20 protein-coding genes are annotated in these 22,977 nt (G+C 55.9%); 10 read left to right on the forward strand and 10 right to left on the reverse strand.

All coding sequences use genetic code 11. The annotated features are described in order from the left end of the window. The 4 genes from HY788_17735 to HY788_17750 form a co-directional block, all read right to left on the reverse strand. The coding region (locus tag HY788_17735) for an ABC transporter substrate-binding protein (GenBank protein ID MBI4775986.1) at positions 1–902 on the reverse strand (902 nt) is incomplete at its 3' end. Between the two features lie 175 nt (positions 903–1,077). Next, the gene (locus HY788_17740; GenBank protein MBI4775987.1) at positions 1,078–2,397 is read right to left on the reverse strand and encodes a (Fe-S)-binding protein; all 1,320 of its coding nucleotides are present in this window, start codon (positions 2,395–2,397) and stop codon (positions 1,078–1,080) included. A 61-nt stretch (positions 2,398–2,458) separates the two neighbouring features. Then, positions 2,459–3,904, reverse strand: a complete 1,446-nt coding sequence (locus tag HY788_17745) for an FAD-binding oxidoreductase (GenBank protein MBI4775988.1) — start codon at positions 3,902–3,904, stop codon at positions 2,459–2,461. 83 nt (positions 3,905–3,987) lie between these two features. Then, positions 3,988–4,755 (reverse strand): FadR family transcriptional regulator, encoded by a 768-nt coding sequence (locus HY788_17750; GenBank protein MBI4775989.1) that lies wholly within the window; start codon positions 4,753–4,755, stop codon positions 3,988–3,990. A 583-nt stretch (positions 4,756–5,338) separates the two neighbouring features. Here HY788_17750 and HY788_17755 point away from each other — a divergent pair. The 10 genes from HY788_17755 to HY788_17800 all read left to right on the forward strand — a co-directional run bounded on the left by HY788_17755 (position 5,339) and on the right by HY788_17800 (position 16,221). Further along, positions 5,339–5,743 (forward strand): 4Fe-4S binding protein, encoded by a 405-nt coding sequence (locus tag HY788_17755; protein MBI4775990.1) that lies wholly within the window; start codon positions 5,339–5,341, stop codon positions 5,741–5,743. Between the two features lie 10 nt (positions 5,744–5,753). Next, the gene (locus HY788_17760; protein MBI4775991.1) at positions 5,754–7,067 is read left to right on the forward strand and encodes a hypothetical protein; all 1,314 of its coding nucleotides are present in this window, start codon (positions 5,754–5,756) and stop codon (positions 7,065–7,067) included. A 357-nt stretch (positions 7,068–7,424) separates the two neighbouring features. Next, entirely contained in the window at positions 7,425–8,753 is a 1,329-nt protein-coding gene (locus HY788_17765) for a Type 1 glutamine amidotransferase-like domain-containing protein (GenBank protein ID MBI4775992.1), read from the forward strand. A gap of 87 nt (positions 8,754–8,840) precedes the next feature. Next, positions 8,841–9,746, forward strand: coding sequence for a hypothetical protein (locus HY788_17770; GenBank protein ID MBI4775993.1), 906 nt, complete (start codon positions 8,841–8,843; stop codon positions 9,744–9,746). A 1-nt stretch (position 9,747) separates the two neighbouring features. Next, a complete protein-coding gene (locus HY788_17775; protein ID MBI4775994.1) occupies positions 9,748–10,473 on the forward strand; it encodes a cytochrome b/b6 domain-containing protein in 726 nt (241 codons plus the stop codon). 108 nt (positions 10,474–10,581) lie between these two features. Then, positions 10,582–12,015 carry a hypothetical protein gene (locus HY788_17780; protein ID MBI4775995.1) on the forward strand — a complete coding sequence of 478 codons (1,434 nt, stop codon included), beginning with the start codon at positions 10,582–10,584 and terminating at the stop codon, positions 12,013–12,015. A 121-nt stretch (positions 12,016–12,136) separates the two neighbouring features. Continuing rightward, complete coding sequence (locus HY788_17785; protein ID MBI4775996.1) at positions 12,137–13,675, forward strand: (Fe-S)-binding protein; 1,539 nt, start codon at positions 12,137–12,139, stop codon at positions 13,673–13,675. A gap of 14 nt (positions 13,676–13,689) precedes the next feature. After that, positions 13,690–14,673 (forward strand): ABC transporter substrate-binding protein, encoded by a 984-nt coding sequence (locus HY788_17790; protein ID MBI4775997.1) that lies wholly within the window; start codon positions 13,690–13,692, stop codon positions 14,671–14,673. Then, positions 14,670–15,425 carry an ABC transporter permease gene (locus HY788_17795; protein MBI4775998.1) on the forward strand — a complete coding sequence of 252 codons (756 nt, stop codon included), beginning with the start codon at positions 14,670–14,672 and terminating at the stop codon, positions 15,423–15,425. Before HY788_17790 ends, HY788_17795 begins: the two co-directional genes overlap by 4 nt. A gap of 10 nt (positions 15,426–15,435) precedes the next feature. Next, entirely contained in the window at positions 15,436–16,221 is a 786-nt protein-coding gene (locus HY788_17800) for an ABC transporter ATP-binding protein (protein MBI4775999.1), read from the forward strand. Positions 16,222–16,381: 160 nt separating this feature from the next. Here HY788_17800 and HY788_17805 read toward each other — a convergent pair whose 3' ends face one another. From HY788_17805 to HY788_17830, 6 genes are all read right to left on the reverse strand, one after another. Then, positions 16,382–16,711 carry a hypothetical protein gene (locus HY788_17805; GenBank protein ID MBI4776000.1) on the reverse strand — a complete coding sequence of 110 codons (330 nt, stop codon included), beginning with the start codon at positions 16,709–16,711 and terminating at the stop codon, positions 16,382–16,384. Positions 16,712–17,063: 352 nt separating this feature from the next. Further along, positions 17,064–17,705, reverse strand: coding sequence for a response regulator transcription factor (locus HY788_17810; protein ID MBI4776001.1), 642 nt, complete (start codon positions 17,703–17,705; stop codon positions 17,064–17,066). A gap of 126 nt (positions 17,706–17,831) precedes the next feature. Further along, entirely contained in the window at positions 17,832–19,520 is a 1,689-nt protein-coding gene (locus HY788_17815; GenBank protein MBI4776002.1) for a PocR ligand-binding domain-containing protein, read from the reverse strand. A gap of 573 nt (positions 19,521–20,093) precedes the next feature. Next, on the reverse strand, positions 20,094–20,654 hold the full coding sequence (locus tag HY788_17820) for a BMC domain-containing protein (protein MBI4776003.1): 561 nt from the start codon (positions 20,652–20,654) through the stop codon (positions 20,094–20,096). Positions 20,655–20,697: 43 nt separating this feature from the next. Then, the gene (locus HY788_17825; protein ID MBI4776004.1) at positions 20,698–22,029 is read right to left on the reverse strand and encodes an SLBB domain-containing protein; all 1,332 of its coding nucleotides are present in this window, start codon (positions 22,027–22,029) and stop codon (positions 20,698–20,700) included. A 125-nt stretch (positions 22,030–22,154) separates the two neighbouring features. Next, on the reverse strand, positions 22,155–22,977 hold an 823-nt coding region (locus HY788_17830; protein MBI4776005.1), incomplete at its 5' end, for a hypothetical protein.

The following is a 22,977-nucleotide window of genomic DNA, read 5'->3' on the forward strand; positions in this document are numbered from 1 at the left end:
GCTTTGTACATTTCCCAATATTTCTTTTCCCAATCGTTCGCCGCCGGAGTGTCGATGTCCCAGGAATAGCAGGAAGCGCCGAATATGCCGTAGCATGCCTTTCCGCCGGCTTCTAGCTCCGTCACTCCGGGAGCGGCGGCGGATACCAGTCTCGTTTTTTCAAACAGTCCGAATTCGTCCGCTTGTTTGGTGAACACCGGAATGACCGTAGTGATCAGTACGATGTAGACCCCGTCCGCTCCGGAAGCTTTGATCTTGCTGATGTAGGTGGACCAGTCCGTTGTATTGATGGGAGCCTTATCGAAGTCGGGATTCACTACTTCGATGCCGTTTTCTTTCGCAAGGGCCACAAACCGCTCGCCGCCATCGTGCCCCCATGCGTAATCGTGGACCAGCACATAGTATTTTCTGTTCTTCAGGTCAGGAGTGGCCAGGATGCCTTTTACATTGCCCACGGCGGTCTGATCGTTGGCAAGTTGGCCGGATCGGAACACCAATGGGTGAAGGCCGTAGAATTCGCTGGTCATCACGTGAGTGGTAAGGAAAGGAACGTTCAATTTGTCGATGTTCTTGGCGATAGCGAGACCGACGCCGCTCGAAAACACACCGATCAGGGCGACGCAGCCGTCCTTGTAAACCAGCTTTTCCGCTTTGCTCACCGCTACATCGGGTTTTACTCGAGTGTCTTCAACAATGAGTTCGATGGGACGTCCCAGGACTGTCTTTTTTTCTTTAGCGGCCATCTCGATGCCGTCCCGCAACTCGACTCCACCTTGGGCCGCTATGCCGGAAAGCGGCACGATGACCCCGATCTTCACCGGTTCTTCAGCGCCGGCGAATCGAGGCGTCCACAAGAGCGTGGCGGCCAGCAAACAGAGTGCAACAACGAACAGTCTTTTCATTTTCCCCTCCTATGCATTTGGGGCAGTAACGCCTGTTTGAACTACGATCTACTTGTCAGTTCTTCTGCCAATCCGTTCCGATCCGCACCTCCTTCCCGGGTTGCTGATGTTAGCTCTTCCGGAGACGCATCCAAGCATCGAAGCAGTTGGCGCGCCCCTGTAACACGTTTCAGGCTTATCCGCCCAACGCCTGATCCACCATTTCCACCAGGTCGACGAGCCGGATATCGCTGCCGATGCTTTTGGCGCCTTCGTTGAGATTGTAGTGACAGAAGGGGCAGATGGACACCATCTTATCCGCGCCGGTTTCCATGCCTTCCTGTATTCGAAGTGACGCATTCTTTTTGGCCCATTCGCCGAAACCGGTCATCACGCCTCCCCCTCCTCCGCAGCAGTATGAATTGCCCCGGATGCGTTCCATCTCGACCAGTTCCACTCCCGGAATCGCCTGCAAGACCTCCCTCGGCTCGTCGTAGAGACAATCGCTTTCGTCCATGTCCACGTATGCGCCTTCCCAAAGCTGGGAGCCGTCTTTGTCCACGATGAATGTGTTCAGGTGTCTGCCCGTGTGGCAGGGATCATGGTACGTGATCCTCCAGGGAAGCTCCTTTGAGAATGCCAGTTCCTTGTCCTTGAGCAGGCGGTGAATAAAAGCCGCCGTGTGAATGACCTCAATACCCTCCATCATCTCGTTGTAGTCGGTCGCGAGCACATAGTCTTTTTTGATGGCGCGGTAACAGCCTGCGCAGGACGTGATAATCCGATTGACGCCGCGTTCTTCGTGCAGCTTCTTGAATGTCTCGAGATTGGCCGAAGCCACGCGTTTGAATTCTTCGGCGTCGCCGACGCGCATGGCCGTCGAGCCGCAGCACACTTCGTTTTCTCCCAGTATGCCGAAATCCAGACCCAACTTCTGAAAAATGGAAGCCGTGGCTGTTGGAACGGCGCGGGCCGCGGTATTGAACGCTCCCGTGCAACCCACGTAGAACAGGATGGGCGCGTGCTCCTTGTTGATGTCCTTGATCGGTTTCTTGGCTTTTTTGAAGGGCCGGGTCCAGTCCGTACGCACCCTTCTAGGTCCCTGGTACGGGTTGTTGTAGTTCTTCATGGACTGGATGAGATTTTTCTGCAGCGGCATGGGCCCCGCACCAGCGTTCACCGCCTCCCGGCGCATGGCCTCGATCACTTCGGGGATATAAGGCTTGAAGTCCACCTGACATTGGTGTTGGCAACCCGCGCATACGGTGCATTTATATACGGCTTCGAGGAACTCGGGGTCGTCGAACGTCAGCACACCCGCCGCCAGGCCCCTTGCAAAGGCCGCTTTTCCCTTGGAAGAGTAAAACCCTTCGAAACCGAATTCCGTACCGGCCGGGCAGATGGGCTTGGCAACGGGCGGCGGTCCGTAGTTATAGGCGGTTCGGCAGGTGCCGCATGCGGTGCATCTCCAGTAATATCGTTCAAGATCTTTCAGAGACGGTATGTTCCACTTCATTGATATCCTCCCTGCCCCCTTTATGGACAAAGGGTTGTTGAACTTCTCTGCGTATCGGGTGTCATATTCCGAGCTTTCCGGGATTCATGATATCGTTCGGATCGAGCATGGATTTCACACGTTTCAACAGCATCAAATATCCCGGATGAGCCCGCTGATTGATCTGCTCCGCGAAGTCCACAGGGGGCTTATAGGGGAGGCCGCCTTCGTCAAGATCCGCTTTCAGGCAGTCCACGATGGCGCGCCGGGCGTTTTCAACGTCGTCCGGATTCTGTTTGTTGAACGGAATCATCGCCCTGAGCATACCGTAGTGAACTCCCCGGTACATAGACATGCGAACGGAGGGTGAAAGGTTTGCATTGATGAGGATTTCTTTCCAACGGTTGTACACGGGAGCCCATTTCTTCGCCGGAGTGAACGTTCCCGGCCAGGAGATTCCGGCCCCCGCCATTTTGCAGTAGTTCTTGGTCGAGCCGACGATCTGGCTGGGCAACTGGGTCCGGGCGCGGAGCGCCTCTTCGGGATACTGGGTGACCTTGATGGAGGTCCCCTTTTTCGTTTCTTCCTCGACAACCGTTTCCCAGATTTCCACCCGGGCTTCCTTTTCCTTTTCCGTAAAGGAGTTGGTATTGGCGAAGCTGAACCATTCCGGCGCCCCGTCGGGCTTGGGACGATACGGATACGGAATGGGAACCTGGGCGAGCCACCAGGACACGGCGGTCAAATCGTCGCAGATTTCATAGTTGCTCAGGTTCAACATATAGGAATACATATCTTCCACGGTGCTGCAGGATACGGTGAAGACTTTCAGCACAGGAGGAATGGGGTGCACTCCGATACCCAGCTTGGTGACGACTCCGGTGGAACCCAGCCACCCTTTGAAGAGTCCATCCAGTTGGGGCATAGGCAACACGCTGTGCCAGGCATTCTCCTGAATGGCGCAGGACCCCACGCGAACGAGTTCTCCCGTGGGCAGAACCACCTCCATGCTGGTGATTTCCTGGCTGTTGAGCCCATATCGCGCGTTCAGCCCGCCGATCCCATGAGATATGGCGCAGGAAGCCACGGAGGCGGAAGGCGGTCCCACCGGCCACCCGAAACGGAGTTTGTGCTTATATAACGCTTCTGCTAGCTGGCCGTGAGACACACCGGGTTCGATGACCGCATAATGCGATTCGGTGTCGATATCGATGATCTTGTTCATACGTTTCAGATCCAGCAGGATGCCGCCGCGTTCGGGGATGCAGAGTCCGCCGATATTGGTCCCCGCCGTGAAAGGTATCACAGGGATCTTCTCTTTATTGGCCAGGCGAAGGATCCCCTGTATCTCTTCCACCGTCTGAGCCATCACCACGTAGTCCGGCATTTTCGGCTGCACGAACGACATGTCGTACGAATAGGCGAAACGGACGTGCTTGGCTGCAGTGGCGTTCTTCTCTCCTACGATGGACCGCAGCTCCTTAAGTACGCCTTGATCGACGTGCTCTTCGTCAAACATGTAATGCATGTTCGAACCTCCTATAGATCTCTTGGATCTTTCTTAATTTGTTCCGAAGCGCAGAGTTCAGGTGACGGATCGCACCGATTACACTAGGACGTTTCATTGCCGGCCCGAATGACGCGCCGGCCGTCGAGATCGGAATCCCGGAGCGAGCTGTGCCGCTGTTTGAAAACGATCAGGCTCTGCTCGACCTCCTTGACGTGGCGGAACATCTCGATACGCGCTTTATTAGGATCGCGTTCCCGCAGTGCAATCAATATGCGATCGTGCGCGAGATACACTTTTTCCGAAAAATCGCGATCCGTCTGAATCAGATCTTTTATGCCAACGAGCATGTCTCGTACGGCGTCCATAATCAGGCAGATGAACGGGTTGTTCGCTATGATGGCGATCCGACGATGGAAATCGATCTCCACTGAGTGGTTGAAATCATCGTCACTCAGAGACGCCTTCAATTCCTGATGTCCTTCCTCGAGCTGATCGAGTTCTTCCTCGGACGCGGCCAGAGCGGCGATCTCCGCCAATTGAGGTTCGATGATGCATCTCACCTGGGATAGTTCCGCAATGGAGGGGTTGTGAAAGTAGAGATAATTGGTGAGGGCGTCACGAGCGGTTTTTTCATCGACTTGCCGGATAAAGGCGCCGCCGGAGACGCCTTGGCGGACCTCCAGCAGGCCCAAGGCCTCGAGGGCTCTGAACGCTTCCCTGAGGGAAGCTTTGCTGACTCCGAAATCTTCGGCAAGCCCTTTTTCCGAAGGCAGTCGGTCGCCGGGTTTGAGCTTTCCCTGAAGGATGGCTTGCCGGATCTGTTGAACGATATTTTCAGATATTCTACTGAACTTAGCTGTTTTGAACATGATGACCGGGCCCTATGAATCCGGGTGGGCATACCCTGATGGTTTGGTTGGAGGGGATGACAGGGGGGAGCCCAATGCATCACGAACTTTGACCGAAGGCGTGGATTCGTGCTCCGCCGTCCTGTGATAAACGCGTACGAAGCTATATGACATACGGGTTGGGGCGTGTCAAGGAAAAATTATAAACATTAAAACATCAGATATTTTGCTTGATTTGTCTCTGAATGTTGGCTATACGGCTTTTTTATTCGGTGAAGCAGGCGTCTCGACCGAAACCCGGCCGGAGGTGGACGCTGTGTGACTTCGATCCGTCTATCCCAATCGGGTTGTCTTCAAGGCCCGATCCGGACCCTTAACTCCAGGCGTCTTATGACGGTCGGTTTTTTTCGACCTCGATCTAGCGCCCATCCAAAGAATGAAATGTGGGCGCTATGGGGTTTCCGGATCAGAAATGTGTCATTTTTTATAAGTTCAAGGAAATCAAACGATTCCGCGGAGGCGTACGAGCGGTGCGTCGCACAAGGAATCGCGCGGATTGACGCCGAAATTGTGAAAAAGGGCCATTGCTGGATGGAAACTATCTATGGATCTCATCAATCACAAGGGGACTGCAACCATGGGAGTCAACATCGACGCATTGAAATGTATAGGATGCATGGCCTGTGAAATGGCCTGCGGGTACCACAGGGATGATGGTTTCGCTTTTCTGTCCGCGTGCATCGTGCTGTACCGGGGCCGTGAGAAAAAGAACTACTTCGGCGTGATCCTGAAAGAAGAAGAGCGCTTGGTCGTGGCCCGCCCGGAAGGCGTCGAAGTCAAAATCATCGGGGCCTCCGGAGACGAGGATACTTCCGGCGAAAAGAAAGACGAGGACGCCTCGGCAAAACCCATGCTGCTCCGGGAGCCTTGCGACCTGTGCGAGGAAATGAAGTATGGGCCCATGTGCGTGAAAGTCTGTCCGGTGGACGCCATCACTCTGGAATCATAAGGAGACCGATATGGAATACCTGTCGTCCGAGAGGATTCTCATCGTGGATTTGGAGGCCGGTGAGGTTTCGGAATATGATCTGGACGAGGACCTGGTTGCGGAAAAGATCGGTGGAGCGGGCATCACCAAGGCCCTGTATGAACAATATCAGGAAGATGAGCCTATCGTATTGGGCGCCGGTCTGCTCACCGGCACTCTGTATCCGGCCTCCTCATTGGCCGTGATCACCGCCCGGAGTCCGGTCACCGGGAAGGTATGCCACGCCCCTGTAACGTACCATGCCGGAATTGAACTGAAGTACGCCGGATTTGATTATGCAGTTATCAAAGGCCGTTCCGACAAACCGGTCTACTTGTGGATCCATGACGGTGTGGCCGATATTTCCGATGCATCGGAACTTTGGGGAAAAAACCTCTGGCAGACCACGGACGCTCTGCGGAGGACATTGGGGGATGATCTGATCCAGGTCCTGGCCGTCGGCCCGGCCGGCGAGGGAGGCTCGGATATCGCTCAGGTGGGGGTGAACTACTGGTCCAGCGGGGATCGCTTCGGCTTTGGGAAACTGTTCGGACAAAAGAATCTCAAAGGCATCGCACTCCGAGGAATGGGTCTCTTGGAGATCGCCGATCCCGAAGCGTTTGTCGACGCCGCCTTCGAGGTCCTCTCGAGTATCAAGAACGGGGCGTCAGTGGGGAAGAAAGGGGTCGAAGACATCTGTGCGGCCCTGGGGGAGGGCGACGTAAAAGATTGGCTCGCCCCGTTGGTTCATCGATACAGCGCCTGTTACAATACCCCTTATCCCAGCCACACGTTCGTGTTTCTGGACGCGGATCCAAAAAAACGGACGGATCCGGGTACGGATGAGCCGGGCTTCAGAGTGACGGACGTGGAGGCCTTGCTGGGCTTCAAGAAACTGGGATTGTCCGCCGAGGCCGCATGCCGGTTGATGAAAGCCTGCGCCAAACAGGGCGTTGACGCCGCCGCTGTGGCCGAGCTGTCCGGGAAGGCGGGAAAGACCGACGCCGCTGCCATCGAGGCCTCGCTGTCTTCGCTGACCGGAACCGTGTTCCTGCCGGGAAGAGGTATCTTCAGCCCCTGGAGTCCTCAGCAGCCGCTTTTCGGCGACTTCTCCATCTCGGGCGACAAGGGAGAATGGTGGGAACGCAGGATGGCCGTGGCCTATGTGTTCGGAATCCATCCCATTTTTGCGGTGATGGCGCCGGAACTGACCGAGGAAAACCTGCTCGAGATGAGCAGGATCGGAACCGAGCTGGAACTCGATAGGGAAGTCTTGGATATCGTAGTGGGGGACCTTCTGTCCTGACAGGCCGCTGAAAAACGCGATCCGCGGCGTTGCGCTTCATCCCTCGTCACTGCGACGTACTCTATGTACGCCTTCATTCCTCGGGATTTGCGCGCCTTGCATCTCATCGTTTTTCAACGGCCTGTAACAACCCGGCTTTTTCAACGGGCTGCTGAGGAGACCCCGCACGCAACAATCAGGAAAAAACGCCCGGAACCCGCGTTCGGGTTCCGGGAAGAGAGTAGAACCAGTTTCCGAACGTCGGCGTTCTCAACCTCCTGCCCCCCCGACCTGCCTGCCGACACGGGTCGGCCGGGGGGTGATCGTTCGAGAGAGGCTCGCGTTCCAGAACCGGTCCACTCTGCGGTTTGAGGCGACATGCGCGAGGACGTTCATGGATTTTACGCTTCGATCAACGCGCAGTTGGTCAGGGGTGGAAAACTGCACTTCCGGGATGCGGGAAGCGGACGGAGCGAGCTGTCCGAAAACGGAGTCGGCGGTCGGTTGCTCCGTTACCCGAAGATCGGAATCTATGCGGGCGCCGGAACGTCCCATTCATGGCTCTGGTTCGTCGAGGCGTTCGATCTGATGGGTTTTCATGATCTCGATTTCCTGGACGAAGCCCGTCTTCGCTCCGGCGGCTTGAAGGACCTGGACGTGCTGGCCGTTTCGGGCGGTGATACGTTTGCCGTGGCCGAAGCGCTGGGCGAGGAAGGCGCCCGCCGTATCGAGGCGTTCGTACGCCGGGGAGGCCTCTACATCGGATCCTGTGCGGGCGCGTATCTACCGCTAAGGTCTTCAAAGACCCCTCTGAATTTGTTCAATTATGTCAACGTGAAGATCGCCAACCTGGCGAAAACACTACCCGAACCCACGCGTATGGCGTATAAGTTCTGCACCGCGTACGGATGCGATTTTGTTTTTCATCCCGTTCGCGAAGAAGTGATACTCAGGGTCAATGGCGTCAGCCAATTCCGCGGCCCTCACCGGATTGCAGCGCCCATGTACGGCGGACCTTCCATGACGGCCACGCAGGAGGTCGAGGTCCTGGCTTATTACGAGGACTTCTCCGATAAGACGCTGTTCCTCGTGGACGAAACCGTTGCCAGGGATACCCTGATCGATCGGGCGGCGGTGGTGCGTTCGCGGATGGGGGAGGGCGCGTTCGTACTGTTTGGCCCCCATTTCGAGCATCCTCACTATCCTGAAGCCAATGGCCGGCTGGCTGATATCATCTTCCGGGACATGAGAAAAGCGCCTGTCAATACCGCGGAACCCACGGAGGGCCGAGCCTTTCTTGGAGATCGGGAGCGATCCGCCTTGCTGAAAGACCTCAAAAGGGAATTGAGCAACAGCAGAATCGTGTCCGTGGGGTTGGAAATCCTGCCGATCAGATGGAGGATCGGGGCCAAAGTCTATGAGCCGGAAAAGATACGAGTATTTCTTGAAAGCATGTGGAACCGGGTGAGGGTGCTGGAAAAAAGCAGGCACATGATCGGCCGGGCGGGTGAACACGAACCCCTGATCCGCGCGGCCGGGCGGACGACGGAGCTGTTACGAAGCATGAAACGTCGGATCGATCTCAACGAAGAAACCACGGAACATGCCGAGGAACTGTTCCGCCTGCTTCACGTGTACGCGACCCTGTTTCTCGAACTGTATTTCCGCAGCGTGTCGCACGACCGAGGACTGCCCCGGCGTATGTGACGCTCTGAACGCTTTGGACCCCGAGGGCTGCGGAAAAGAGCCGGCACTCATGTGGCGCCTGAAAACAGAGGCAGGAAAGGGACAACATTGAAAAGGGCTGCTCTCGTTAAAAGATTGACCTTGCAGGCTCGCCGGTTCGTTATGCCGGGAGTGTTTCTGATCGGTTTCCTCCTTTGGTTCCTGAACCTAACCGCCGCTGCTTCCCATGCGAGACAGACGCCGGACCCCGATTCGACCTGGTTCGTGGATATGAATCTCTACGCCGAATCGGCTCACGCGTCCCTTACCTGCGAGAAGTGCCATGGGACCATGGTGAAGGATGGCAGGGAACACCCGGACCTCAAAGATCCCGAAGAGCTGAGAGATTCGGCTACCCGAACCTTCGATTACACTCGGTGCAAATCCTGTCACAAAGTTGCCTGCGAACGCGCGCAGCAAGGAGCCCATGCCAAGGCGTTGACGGAGGAGACCGGCCGGGCCGTCCCGTCCTCGGATGAAAGCACGGGGGCGAAAAAGAAGGCTCCGACGTGCGGGGACTGCCATTCTTCGCATTACACGCCTTCGGGCCTATCGAGGCTGGACAACGGCCGGAGGATGGCGGACGTCTGCGGTTCCTGTCATGAGGCGCAATGGATCAGTTATCTCGACAATTACCACGGCAGGACGGCGGTATTTCTGGGAGATGAAAAGTCCGCCTTTTGTTCGGATTGCCACGGCGCCCACGACGTGATTTCGCTCAAGAAGCGGGACGCGGCATTGGGAGCGTGCGCGCGCTGTCATCCACAGGCGAGCGAAGAGTTCACCGCCTTTGTCATTCACGATACACTCGAGAGTCTGCCGGAGAAAGAACTCGAAAAACAGAAAACCTTGGTGCTGATTCATCGAGTGAAAATCATCGCCTTTGTCGTCGTGGCCCTGGTTCTCGTACTGTTCTTCGGGCATACCTTTCTCTGGATTCTGCGGGAACTTCATGAAAAGCTGAGGAAACAATAACATGCAACCGAATAGTCCGCGGGAAGAGATGGTACGGCGCTTCAGCGTGCTGCATAGATTCCTTCACCTGGTGGTTCTCATCGGATTTTCGGGCCTGGCCATCACGGGGCTTTCTCTGGCTTTCAGCGATCAGTTCTGGGCCAGGGCCGTCATGTGGGTTCTGGGGGGATCGCAAAACGCAGGGAATCTGCACCGATTCCTTGCCGTAATGACATACGCCTGTGTGGTAGTCCATCTTGTGTGGTTCTTTTATTACAAGCTGGTGCTGAAGGGTAAATGGAAAGGGCCCTATTCATTGCTCCCACGGATGCAGGACTTCAAGGATATGTCCCAGCATTTCCGCTTTTTTTTCGCCCGTCGCGGCACGCCTCCCGAATTTGACAAATTCAGCTACGTGGAAAAGTTCGACTATTGGGCGTTTTTCCTGGGCATGAACACCATGGGGCTGACTGGGCTCGTGCTGTGGTTTCCCGAATCCTTTTCCAGTGTGCTCCCGGGATACTTCGTAAATCTTGCCCAAGTCCTTCATCTCTATGAAGCGATCATGGCGGTCACGCTGAAAATCGTCATTCACATGGTTACGGTTCATTTTCGCCCGGAAGTGTACCCCGTGGACACGTCGATCTTCACGGGCAAGATCACCGTCGAGAGGATGAAAAAAGATCATGCCGGTGTATGGGAAGATTATGTGACTTCGAAACAGGAGTCGGGGGCCTCGGGAAAGTAGACCGATTCCGATGACACGTTGAAGGGCGGAGGGGAATTCGGCCGCTGCAAGGCCAATTTCGATTCTTAGGAATGGATTCGTCCGATCGGTAAGGGGATTGGTACTCTCATGAAGAAGATCGTGTTGGTTTCTCTGGTTCTGATTGCCGGCCTGACGGCGTGGGCGGCAGTAACCCCTTATGGCGAGCGTGTGACGTTACCGACCGAAAAACGCGAGTGCCTGGACTGCCATCACCGGCGAAACATAGCAACCTACGAAGGGGTGATGTCCTCGAGGGCGTTTTGTCAGGAGTGCCACGCGCAGGAATCCTGTCGGGGCGACGTGCAGGGTAAACCGGTTTCGTTGCAGGTGAACGAGGACCCCACCAGCGTATCACGACACTCCAGGGCTGCCTGTATCCACTGCCACACGGACGTTGCCCGGTCTCCGCATCGGAGCGTGGAAGGGGTCCAATGCCTGGGCTGCCACGCGGTGCACGGCGAAGCAGGGACGCAGGCGTCGCCGCACTTACGAGTTCGATGCGAGGCGTGTCATACGGATTCCAGGTTCGTACTTTTGGACCCCGCGGACCGTCGAGTGCGGTTGGCGCATCTGGACGACAAGGGGGAGCCGATCCGGTTATCGGATCACCGGATGACGGTCGCCACGGACCGGGAGTTGTGCGATCGATGTCACTACTCCGGAAACGCGGTTGGCGCTTCGGCCGCGACGCCGCCGGCCAAGAGCTTTCTTTGCGTCATGTGTCACAACGCCCCGTTAAGCATCGGTCACTGGATGTTCTGGGTTACATTGATCGTGCTTGTGGCGGGATTGTTCCTCATGGTCGCCTTCTGGTTCCAAGGCAGCGTGGCCGGAGAAACGAAGTCCACGCATGGAAAAGTAGCGGCCTTTTCAGAACTGACATGGGACACCGTGTTCTCCCGTCACATAGGCACGGTTCTGAGCACCCTCCTTTTCGACGTTTTGCTTCAGCGCAGGATTCTGAAAGAGAGCGTCAAACGATGGACGATCCATTCGACGATTTTTCTTGCTTTCATGGGCCGCCTGTTCCTGAGCCTGCTCACCATGATCTGGTTCGGACTGAATCCGGAGAGCGACATCGCCGTGGCGTTGCTGGACAAAAACCACTGGTTCGTGGCTTTCATAAACGATTTTTTGGGCCTCATGATTCTCGTGGGCGTGTTCTGGGCCGCCGGGCAGCGGCTGGTCTGGAAGCCGCAACATGTGTTGACCGAGGAACAGGACAACATCACGCTGGCCCTGGTGGGCCTGTTGACGTTGAGCGGATTCGCCCTGGAGGGCGCCCGAATCCTTATCACGGGACTTCCGGTCGATGTGGCGGGATATTCGTTTCTCGGCCTGGCGTTCTCAAGATTATGGGCTCTGTGGGGATTGGACTGGCAGGGCGCGTTTAATGTGTTATGGTATATACATGCAGTGATGTGGATCCTGTTTCTGATGTATCTGCCGTTCGGCAAGCTGAAACATGCGATTACCGTGCCTCTTAACTTGATAATACGTTCATTAAAGAAGGACGCTTGAATAAGCGGCGCGCGGACGGTTCCACAGGAAACGAGCCTGCTTTGCCGCAGGTCCCGGCTTCCGTCCGCCGGACGGCGCACGGGGCCGGAGACTCTATGTTAAGTCCATAAGGAATAGGATCATGCCGGAGAACGAATCCGCGAAAACCCCTAATATCGAGCCGGAAACGGAACTTCGAGACTCGAGACCCACGTCAGGGACGGCAGACGTCGAAGACGCATCGGAGAGAGAAGCCGCTCCGGACGCCCTCGAGCAGGTATTAACGGTGAAACCGGACGAGCCCGAGCCGGAAAGACAGGAGCCCTCGAGGCCGGAAGACCGGATGACCGGGGCGTCCAAGCCCGCCCGCATCGTACCCATCGAGCGATTGAGCGCCCATCGGCTTATGCAGTTGGAAGCGTGCACGCGCTGTGGAGAATGCCTGAACTGGTGCCCTGTGTACGATCAGGACCGGCGGGAGGACCTCATTCCGCGAACCAAGGCGCGGGAGTTTCTCGAAATCGTAAAGGCCCAGCATGGAATGGCCGGGCGGATATTGCGAAGTCCGGGCGTGGGACAGCCTCTCAAAAAGATCATCCGGGGTCTGTTCCGTGTTCCGGAAGTGACGGACGATATGGTCCAGACCTTCGCCGCGCATCTGTACGAATGCTCGACGTGCGGCCAGTGCGAGATCGTCTGCCCGGCGAATCTGGATACGGTCAATCTCTGGGAGAACATTCGCGAACTCATCGTAGCCGCCGGTTACGGTCCTTTGGAGTCGCAGAAGCCGCTGGTGAAAAGCGTAAAGGCGTACGACAACCCGTGGCAGCAGCCGAGACAGGCGCGGACCAAGTGGGCTCGAAGAGCCAAGAAAGAAAAACTGATCGCCGATGAGCCGAGGGAGATCAAGAAAACCCAGGCCAAGGTGTTGTTGTTCTTAGGCTGTACGGCCGTATATGACGCAAACGTCCGGCAGATAGCCGTCAATACCATCAACGTGCTGGAGGCGGCCGGGGTGGACTACGGTTGCCTGGGCGGCCGGGAACGATGCTGCGGGAGCGTTCTGCTCAGGATGGGGGATGCCGAATTCGAGCGCATCGCTTCCGATAATATCGAAGATTTCAACGAACTCGGGATCCATACGCTCATCAGTTCCTGCGCGGGGTGCTTCAAGACCATCAAGGAGGACTATCCTCTGGTGGGGAAATTGAATTTCGAAGTGCTGCACATGGTGGAATTCCTGGACAGGATGATCGAACAAGGGAAACTCGAGTTCCGGCATCCGGTGGAAGCGAAGGTTACGTACCACGATCCATGCCACCTGGGACGGGCTGCGGGCGTGTTCGAAGCGCCAAGACGCGTTATCCGGGCGATTCCCGGCATTGAGCTGGTCGAGATGGAACGGATACGTCAATACTCGAGATGTTGCGGCGCCGGAGGAGGCGTGAAGGCCGGTTTCCCTGACATACAGGGAAAGATGGCTCAACGCCGGGTGAGAGAGGCCGAAGCGACAGGCGCCCAGGAATTGATCTCCGCGTGTCCCTTCTGTTTTGCCGGACTCCAGGTGGGCATCAAGGCCGCGAACTCCCATCTGGCCATGAAGGATGTGACCAGTCTTGTGGCCAAATCCTTGCTGGGCGGCAACGCGGAGGATGCGGCCCTGCAAAGGAAAATCGCCTGATTTGGAGGGGCATCATGAAATACGTTGGAAACGTGTTGGCCGTGCTTATTTTTTCCCTTCTGCTCATGGGGCTTACGCAGGGTCATGCAACGGATAGACCCGTTCGAATGGCCTATCTGCAGAACGACATTCATCATTTGGCCCTCTGGGTGGCGCTGGAAAAGAACTTCTTCCGGGAGGAAGGGGTGTCCGTGGAAGTGGCGGGGATCTTCAGGGCCGGACCCGAGATCATGACCGCCTTCGCTGCGGGAGCCCTAGACATGGCCTACGTGGGCGAAGCGCCCGCCACTACGGCCGTGGCTAACAAAGCAGCGGACGTTGTCGCGGTGGCTCAGGTCAATACCGAGGGATCCGCGCTGGTGGTGGCCAAGGACGCATCGGGGATCGTTTCAGTGGCCGATCTGGAGGGCAAGACAGTGGCCGTACCGGGCCATTCCACGGTGCAGGACTTTTTGTTGAGAAAAGCCATCGGTGAGGCCATGGCGGATCAGCAGGCGGACCTGAGCAAAGTAAACATTATTGTGGTCAAGCCCCCTGAAATGATCGGAGCCCTTCGTACCGGCCAGATCGACGCCTTTGTGGCCTGGGAGCCGTATCCGTCAAAGGCGAATACCCTGGGGGTCGGACGCAACCTGGCCACTTCCCATGACATCTGGGCGGGTCACCCCTGCTGCGTGCTGGTTTCCAGTTCAGTATTTCTAGAGAAAGCCTCCAACCGGGTGCTAGGGGTGCTTCGCGCGCACGTCAAGGCCACCGAGTACATTGGCGCGTACCCTGAAGAGGCCCTGCAAATCGGGGTGAAATATACGGGTATGGACGCGAAGACGGTTGAAACGGCCATGAAGAACGTGCACTATACGTATGAGCTGAACGTAGAGGGTGAGAAAGAGTATGTCGAGTTTCTGTCCGAACTCAAATACATCAAGGTTCCGGATGCGGGAGCTTTCACCGAGCGGTTCCTTCGTCCGGACATGCTGAAATCCCTTCAATCGCGATGAGATGGAAGCGTCTCCTTCCTCCCCTGGCGGTGGTTGTCGTTTGGCAGGGCCTCTGCCTTCTCGAGTTGATACCGGCGTTCAAACTGCCTTCTCCGGTGAGCGTTGCGTTGGGGCTGAGAGACCTGATCGCCGTCGGTATGCCCCCCGGACATCCGCTGCAGGCGCACATCGGCTATAGTCTGTACCGCGTGTTCCTGGGTTACGGTGTGGCGGTGATTCTGGGTGTTCCCATGGGAATCGCTATGGGGTGGTCCTCGAAGCTTCGAGACGCTTTTGGGCCCCTGATCGAAATGGTCCGTCCCATACCTCCCCTGGCCTGGATCCCCATAGCCATCCTGTGGTTCGGAATCGGAACGCCCTCGGCGGCCTTCATTATTTTTCTGGGGGCCTTCTTCCCGATTCTGCTGAACACCGTGTCCGGAGTGCTTTCCATCGACAAACTGCTCGTCGAGGCCGCTCGAACCCTGAACGCCACCAACCGGGACGTTTTTTTGAAAGTCCTGGTACCGGGTTCCGTGCCGGCAATAATGACGGGGTTGCGAATCGGTATGGGCATCGGCTGGATGACCCTGGTGGCGGCGGAATTCACCGGTGTCAGGCAGGGATACGGTTTGGGATACATGATCATGACGGCTCGGGACATCCAGAGACCGGATGAGATCATCGCGGGCATGCTGATCATCGGGATCATCGGCCTGGGGATTGATTGGGGTTTACGATTCTGGGAGCGAAGGTTGATACGTTGGCGGTAGGTGACCACTCATGGCAATCAGCCTGGAACTGTCCGATCTGACAAAACTGTTTCCGGCCGATCGATCTTCGGAACCCGTGATTGTCATCAAGGGATTCGATTGCCGGATCGAGAAAGGGCAATTTGTCTCCATCGTTGGACCCAGCGGTTGCGGGAAAACCACCATTCTCCGCATCGTCGCCGGGCTGGAATCCGCCACGAGCGGACAGGTTTTGCTGGATGGAAAAGCCGTTACGAAGCGGGACCAGCGGGTGGGACTGGTGTTCCAGGAGTTCGCCCTCTACCCGTGGCGGACTACGATCCAGAACATTGAATTGGGGCTCGAGATCAAAGGCGTGGCCAAAAAAGACCGCACTTCCGCCGCCATGGAGTATATCCGTAACTTCGGACTTGCCGGCTTCGAGAACAGATACCCCAAGGAACTATCGGGAGGGATGAAACAGCGGGTGGCCATCGCGAGAACCCTCATCGTGAATCCGGAAGTGGTGCTGATGGACGAACCGTTCGGATCCCTCGACAGTCAGACCCGCAACGACATGCAAGCCTTCCTGATGGGTGTATGGACCCGGAGGAAGGACACCATCCTGTTTGTGACTCACAATGTGGACGAAGCCGTGTACCTGAGTGACCGGATTTTCGTCCTTTCCGAAAGACCTACGCGTATCCTCAGGCGGATCGATGTGGATGCACCCCGGCCCCGAGATCGAACCGGCGAGGAATCGAACCGCGTCCGCAAAGAGATATTGAATCTCCTGGCCGATTCGAAAGGGAATTTCCCACAATCCGCTCCAGTGTAGCGGGGAGGTTTCCACGTCCGAAAAATCCGATTCGATTAGAGCCCGATCCCGAATAAGGTGAACACCTACAAGTAGGTAGGAGGGACAGCGCCACTCTCGGGAAAGAGGGCAGGATGAAGACGAAAGAGGCCGGCCTCATGCGAACACGGATTCGGCGGTCCTACCACATGGGGCGGCCTCGATATCGCATTTCTCCGGTGGTATAATTATGATACAGTTTGGATCCGGCATTGTACCGCCAGTAATTCCCCTGTTCGTTCCATCCGCTCAGACTTCCGTCGAGCCTCGCTTCGGAAGTCCAGTGGTCCCCTGTATTCCAGGTGTTTCTTTCATTTTTCGCTTCTTCGGGGGGGGACGTATACCAGCTGAAACTACCTCGGGTCGGCCAATCGTACCTGAAGTCATCGGTCGCCCCAGCCGCAACAGGGCTGAGCGCGAGCAGAGAAGCTGCCATGATCGCGAAAGCATACGTTCGATTTGATGGTTTCATTTCGCCCTCCTTGGGTGGTCTAATTACCTTATCGACCCTGTTTGCGAAACCTTTAGTCCGGATTTCTTGATGAGAGGTTTCGTACCTTCCAAACAAGGGTCCGTTCACCCTGTCAGGGCCTGTGCACGGGCCGAGGGGCGCTCTGTGGAAAAGGAAGAGGACCCGAGATCGGCGTCGTTCAGAGGGATTGCCCCGATCCGAGATCTCTAAGTGCGTACCACGTTTCCGGACGTCCACCAGCATCGAGGAGTTCCTGACATAGTACCGGAATGCCCGATCGTTTCCCTCCATTCTTCAGGCAGCGCATGAAAGCGAACACCATCGCAGGGGCAAAAGAATGCAGTCCTGCAGCCTATCGATATCTTTTCATGCTTATCGCCAACTTGGCGGCTTCGACCCTGCTCTTGGCGTTCAGCTTCTTATATATGCTTCTAAGGTGACTCTTCACTGTCTCGACGCTGATATTCAGTGTGGTCGAAATCTCTTTGTTGCTTTGCCCCTCCGACAGACAGTCAAGAATTTCCTTTTCCCTGGATGTCAAAGCGGCGGTCTCTTCGAGGTTTGAGTTCAGGTAGACATGATTTACGCTGGGATTCAGCGCCAGATTCACGAGATAGGGTGACACCGTTGGTCTGTCTTCGTGCATGGAACGAAGGATTCGGATGAGTTCAGAACCTTCCACGCACTTCAGAACGTAACCATCTGCCCCGGCATCCATTGCATCGCGTATGTAAGTTTCGTCATTATATGTGGAAAGTATAATGATTTTCTTCTGGAAACCGGCTTTTCTCAGTATTCGAACTACTCCTATTCCAGACATTCCAGGCATATCCACATCTATTAATGATACATCCGGATTGCTAGATAGTATACGCTCAACTGAGCTATATCCATCACTCGCCTCTCCAACGAGATCAATATGATCTTCTTGTTCGAAACTGAGGCGCATCCCAATTCTAAACAGCGGATGGTCATCGGATAAAAATACTCTCATAAGGAAAAAACCTCCTTGAATTAACCATCCTTGATAAGATCGCATCGTTACAAATAAGCTTGAAAATAGTGTTGGTTTAATTCAGTCTTGAGTTACGTACCTGAATAAAGCCGAGTTCCTCCGCGATCATTGTCTAATGGGTTGAGAAGGGACTCCAAAAGAGAACCTGCAACCGCCAGGCTTCCCATATTTATCTTTTGAGATGGGTGAATCCAGCCATATGAAGCCGTCGTGTGCTTCAATAACTTGTTTGCAGAAGGACAGACCCAAACCAACGCCCTTTCTGCCGTTGTGGTCTTTAGACTTGATACTGAAGAACTTGTCGAAAATACAAGAGTGGTATTGCTCCGGTATGCCGATGCCCTCATCGGACACGGAAGTCACCCAGTATGGAGCGTCCGAAGGCAAACGGTCGGCGAGTTGGTCCGGTACTTTGCAGTTCACAGGGCGTTGAGGATTGCCGTTCAATCGATGCACATCAATCGTTATCGTACCCCGATCCGGACTGTGCTTGATCGCGTTATCCAACAGATTGCCAAGTGTTCTCAGCAGTCGATTGGGGTCCCCCCACACGTGAATGGGTTCCTCGTAAGGGCCGAACCGTATGGAAATCTTCTTGTCTCGGGCCATCATTTTCAAATGATTGATGCTTTCCTTGATTACGTCTGCGAGATCAATGACGGATCGATGGAGCAAGAACTGTCCGTTTTCTTCCCGGTAGATATCCAGGAGATCACTGGCCATACCATAGAGCTGGTGACTGGTGGCCAATACGAGGCGCAAGACTTCCAACTGGCGCTCATTCAACGCTCCCAGGGGGCCGTTTACCAGTAGCTGTACGGCCTTCTGAATCGAGAGGACCGGATTCCTCATGTCGTGAGTGAGCATTCCGATCAGGTCGTCTTTCATTCGGTCGATCCTCTTCTCTTCGGAAATATCCCTGATCACTCCGACATAACCGGAATTCTCTTTGTCAACAGTGCATACCTTTGACATGGAGACCTGAACCGGAAAGGTCTGACCGCCGGCTTTACGCGCCGTCATTTCGGCCCGCCAGTTGTTGGAGGGCGCCACATCCACGTTATCCACATAGGTCTTCTTGGACACGGAGTCGGCGAAAAGATCCAGGATGGGCCGGTTGAGCAATTCCGATGTCTCCTGTCCGAACATCCTGGCGCCCGCCTCGTTGACCATGGAAATGGTACTGTATTCGTTGGTCGAGATAATACAATCCGACACGCTGTCAATTAAGCGCGTGAGATAGCGCTGGGAGTCCTTGTGTGAAAGGTACTTCTGGAGCGCCAGTTCGCTGATGGTCTGGGTGATTTCCGACATGAGCTTCACTATGGCCAGAAGAAGTTTACGGCTCATGATCGGTACGTTCTCGAGTTCGGCCAGGTAAGAGTCCACGTCCGTAATACCGATCCTGAGGGCCCTCTGAGCGGCCACTTCGGCGAGCATGGGCTTTTCCAATACCTGTCCGCACAAGATCGTACCCAGGTGATATTGCTCCACAATAATGGGAGCCGCACAATCGATCAACCCGGCGTTGAGGCAGTTATAAATGTGGGGTTTCCTGGTGCGGGCCGACACAATGCCGCCGTGGCGGTCGCTCTTATGGCAGAGGCTCCTGCCCATGGGAGTGGAACGGCAGAAATTGGAGCAGAAACGGGTAAAATTGTGGGGTTCGGTGGTGGGAGTTCCGTCCGGATGAGCGATGATGGACGCCACTCCCGTGACGCCGGTGAACACCTCCAGGAGTCTGTTCAATTTTTCCTTGTCGATAAGGTCCAACAACTGAATAGGCTGGTGCACCGTTCTCTCCGGATTGAACATGGGGCCATGGGCCGGATTCAAGGGACACGGAGCGGAATCAAAAACCGGCGTTCGTCAGGAATCCCGCCACGTTGAACGGACAGAACCAACATTGAACGCGATTGGCAAGTGAACATCTTCACTTAGCAAAGACGAAACGTATGTTGGTCTTCTCTGTTGTTGATTATCTGGATTGACGGTTACGCACCCATTTCCGCGTTCGCGTGCGAGGGAAAAGAAAGCGAAAAAGGAAAGGAGACCCGCAAAGGTCATCGGCTCTAAGCATTCTCGGCTTTTGTGTTGCACCTCCGAGTATACGAAGCTGCGAGCTGGATCGCGAGGCGGTATCGAAGCAGGCTCCACTCCGCCAAAGAGTTTAACTTCTCGTCACGCTCCTTGGAAATAGCCCAATGTATGCCGTTTGATACGCTTAAACTATACACACGGGGTCGGACGGCTGTCAATCCGGATTTGGCCGGCTGTCGGCTCGGGTGAGCGGAGGGGGAGCCTCCTCCTCCGGTTTTCAAGGAGACGTCGGAAGGAATCCGAGATCGTGCGTGCGAGGACTTACGGTCAGAGATATTCTTGGAGAAGCTCTTTCCTGGGGCGGGGAATGACCACCTCGCTGACCAACAGGCCGCGCTCCCGGGCTTTGGCCGCGGCTGCAGCCACTCCGGTCCGCACATCGGCAATGGTCCCGGTCATCAGACAGAACCCCTTGCCCCCCAAGGCCATAGCCACGTGTATGCGGAAGAGAGCGACATTTCCAGCTTTGGCGGCGGCATCGGCGCCAATGATGGCGCTCACGCCGCTGAACGTTTCCACGATTCCTAGAGCCTCGACCTGATCCGGGTCCAACACCACGGATTGGCCCAGGGCCGGGAACACCGAGGCGTGCACATTAGGGATGACCATCTGATCAATGATGGCTTCGCCGGACACTCTCGCACCCGTCTCTATAGCGGTCTTGACGTCGCTGACCGTGCCGCCGATGACAATGAAGTACTTGCCCGAACAAACGGTCCGGCCGAGCAGTAAGTCAACAGCGGCGGCTTTGAGCATCGCATCCTGCACTTTGTACCCGATGCCTACGCTGGAAAGCTCGACCGCTCCTATGGATTGGGGTATAGACATCTGCTGTTTCCCATGGTTACTCACGGTTGTCAGGGCTCTGTCCTTAGAATTTTTCTATCCAAACGACTCCGTCTGAAATGGCCGTGACGTTCCCGTCGATGGAAGCGTGAACGGGGGCGCCGAGGGCCGGCTTGCCGTTCGTTACCTTCGGCCTTCCGATGACTTCCCCGCGATGAACCTCTCGCCCGACTTCCACCAAAGGCTCACAAGGCGCTCCGATGTGCTGCTTGAGCTTGACGCCGACCCGATTTATGGACAGAGGATCTTCCCGTAGCGGCCCAACATTTCGGAACCCGGTCAGTCCCAGTTTCAGCATAAGGCGCCGCATCGGGGCTTTGCGGTTGGCCATAAGCATTTCAGGGCGTTTGGGGTTAAACGGCGGGGCCTCCCAGCGTTTGCCCTCGGACGCCAACCGCTTCTTGTTCTTCGCGCATACGTCCTTCGGGTCCAGGTCCTCCGGACACGAGTACAGGCTGCAGAGGTTGCATTCGCAGCAATAGGCCGTACCCAACACGTTGGCTTCTCCGATGAGATTGAACATAAGGCTTCGCATAGCCCGATGAGGTTCGAGGGGGTGGCCCAGAAGGTACCGGGGGCACAATTCCGTGCAGAAGCAGCATTGGTCGCAGGCGCTGCGCCCGATACGATCCATCTGGTTTTGGGTCCTTCGTCTGCGTCTCACGACCACATGATCGTCAGGAAGGACGACGATACCGCCCGTAGTCTTGTCCACCGGAGCCTGCCGGTTTTCCTCGAGGTATCCCATCATAACGCCGCCCACGATGTAGTTGGCGTCCGCTACGGTAGATCCTCCGGCCGCTTCGACGCAAGCCGATAAAGGCGCTCCTATGGGTACACGAAGCGTGATGGGGTTTGCCACTGCTCCGGCAACGGTCAGAAACTTCTCCGTAACGGAGTGTTTCGGAGAGCCGGCCACGTTAAACGCCGTCTCGACATTCATGACCACGGCGCCGACGTGGAGGGGGAGGCCACCCGGCGGGATGACCCGTCCCAGAACGTCGTACACGAGGACAAATTCGTCGCCGGCAGGGTAGACGTCGAGGAGAGGGGCGATGGTGATGTGGGGGGGCAGCTTAGATCGTAAAAGGTCAATGACTCCGCTGTATTTTTCCTTAATTCCCACGAAACCTCTTTCCGCCCCCACGAAACGGATCGCCGCGGACAACCCCTCGATAACGAGTTCCGTATGCCGACGCAGGATTTCTTTGTCTTTATGAAGCAGTGGCTCGCATTCCGCCGCATTCAAGATGACGGAATCGGCTCGACCGGATAATTTGACATGGGTTGGGAATCCCGCGCCTCCGGCCCCGACCACCCCTGCTTCAGCAATTGTTCTAATAGTGATGTCCGACATTTTGTTCAACGAAACCTGTTTGAAACAGGTTATTCTCCTGCCTTCCGTCCAACTCCTTGAAACTCGCCGGCCTCCAGCCCCGCATCAGGGTGGGAAAGGGGTGAGCCGGCGAGCCGGAGAAAAGTCTAGTCCACGTCCTCCCAGGTTCCCGGAGTTTTTTGACCGGTCCACAGATAGGGTTGCGAAAGCCCGACGCCGAAAAAGAGCGGGACGAAAAAGGACCACGCAACACCCATGTAGCCATAGGTCAGCGCCTCGTTCATATCCGCGAACACCGGCCCAATCAGGGCCTTGACGATGGCGGTCATGATAATGGCGAAGATGGCGATACAGATACTCGCGATCCATCCTCCCCAAGGCATGGGGATCAAAGTGAACGGCCAATTGTGCAAGGGCACCAGAATTCCATATACAAACGCGCATCCACAGAAGAACAAAAGGAGCCACTCCATGCCGGGATCATAGAGGCCGATCTTCCAAAAGCCGCCCGACACGTCGTCCAATTTGAGATCCCAAATCCCGGTTCTGGCGGAAATGTAGAGCCAGATCGCGACGCCTAGAAACATGAGCGCCCACATCAGAATGCCTTTCATCGGCTGCTTCATCTTTCGGAACAGGTATGCAAAGAGACCCGTGGCCAGGCCCATTTGGCAAAATGGAAACCACCAGGGGGGCACCCAACGAACCATGGTCTGTGTAAGTATCCAGGTCAAACCGAAAATCATGATGACAAGAATGCCGAACTGTCGTCCCTGGCTGAAACCCGAGTAGAACCACCCTTCTCCGGTATAGGCAAAAAACACCAACAGGAAGTACATGCTGCCTATGATCGGGAAGGCCCACCCGGCGCCCAGACCCAACCAATAGATGGCTTTGTAATTAAACCACCCGATGATCCAGCATACAATGGTGAGGACGATTCCTTTAGTAAACGCATTCTGGATGGTA

This window comes from Deltaproteobacteria bacterium (genome assembly GCA_016208165.1).
Classification (GTDB): Bacteria; Desulfobacterota; Desulfarculia; order JACQYL01; family JACQYL01; genus JACQYL01.

Excerpts from the sequence above, each read along its gene's own strand:
- HY788_17785 (MBI4775996.1), top strand. The coding sequence starts at position 12,137 with ATGCCGGAGAACGAATCCGCGAAAACCCCTAATATCGAGCCGGAAACG.
- HY788_17780 (MBI4775995.1), top strand. The coding sequence starts at position 10,582 with ATGAAGAAGATCGTGTTGGTTTCTCTGGTTCTGATTGCCGGCCTGACG.
- HY788_17750 (MBI4775989.1), bottom strand. The coding sequence starts at position 4,755 with ATGTTCAAAACAGCTAAGTTCAGTAGAATATCTGAAAATATCGTTCAA.
- HY788_17825 (MBI4776004.1), bottom strand. The coding sequence starts at position 22,029 with ATGTCGGACATCACTATTAGAACAATTGCTGAAGCAGGGGTGGTCGGG.
- HY788_17740 (MBI4775987.1), bottom strand. The coding sequence starts at position 2,397 with ATGAAGTGGAACATACCGTCTCTGAAAGATCTTGAACGATATTACTGG.
- HY788_17810 (MBI4776001.1), bottom strand. The coding sequence starts at position 17,705 with ATGAGAGTATTTTTATCCGATGACCATCCGCTGTTTAGAATTGGGATG.
- HY788_17755 (MBI4775990.1), top strand. The coding sequence starts at position 5,339 with ATGGATCTCATCAATCACAAGGGGACTGCAACCATGGGAGTCAACATC.
- HY788_17820 (MBI4776003.1), bottom strand. The coding sequence starts at position 20,654 with ATGTCTATACCCCAATCCATAGGAGCGGTCGAGCTTTCCAGCGTAGGC.
- HY788_17795 (MBI4775998.1), top strand. The coding sequence starts at position 14,670 with ATGAGATGGAAGCGTCTCCTTCCTCCCCTGGCGGTGGTTGTCGTTTGG.
- HY788_17760 (MBI4775991.1), top strand. The coding sequence starts at position 5,754 with ATGGAATACCTGTCGTCCGAGAGGATTCTCATCGTGGATTTGGAGGCC.
- HY788_17775 (MBI4775994.1), top strand. The coding sequence starts at position 9,748 with ATGCAACCGAATAGTCCGCGGGAAGAGATGGTACGGCGCTTCAGCGTG.
- HY788_17800 (MBI4775999.1), top strand. The coding sequence starts at position 15,436 with ATGGCAATCAGCCTGGAACTGTCCGATCTGACAAAACTGTTTCCGGCC.
- HY788_17790 (MBI4775997.1), top strand. The coding sequence starts at position 13,690 with ATGAAATACGTTGGAAACGTGTTGGCCGTGCTTATTTTTTCCCTTCTG.
- HY788_17805 (MBI4776000.1), bottom strand. The coding sequence starts at position 16,711 with ATGAAACCATCAAATCGAACGTATGCTTTCGCGATCATGGCAGCTTCT.
- HY788_17765 (MBI4775992.1), top strand. The coding sequence starts at position 7,425 with ATGCGCGAGGACGTTCATGGATTTTACGCTTCGATCAACGCGCAGTTG.
- HY788_17745 (MBI4775988.1), bottom strand. The coding sequence starts at position 3,904 with ATGCATTACATGTTTGACGAAGAGCACGTCGATCAAGGCGTACTTAAG.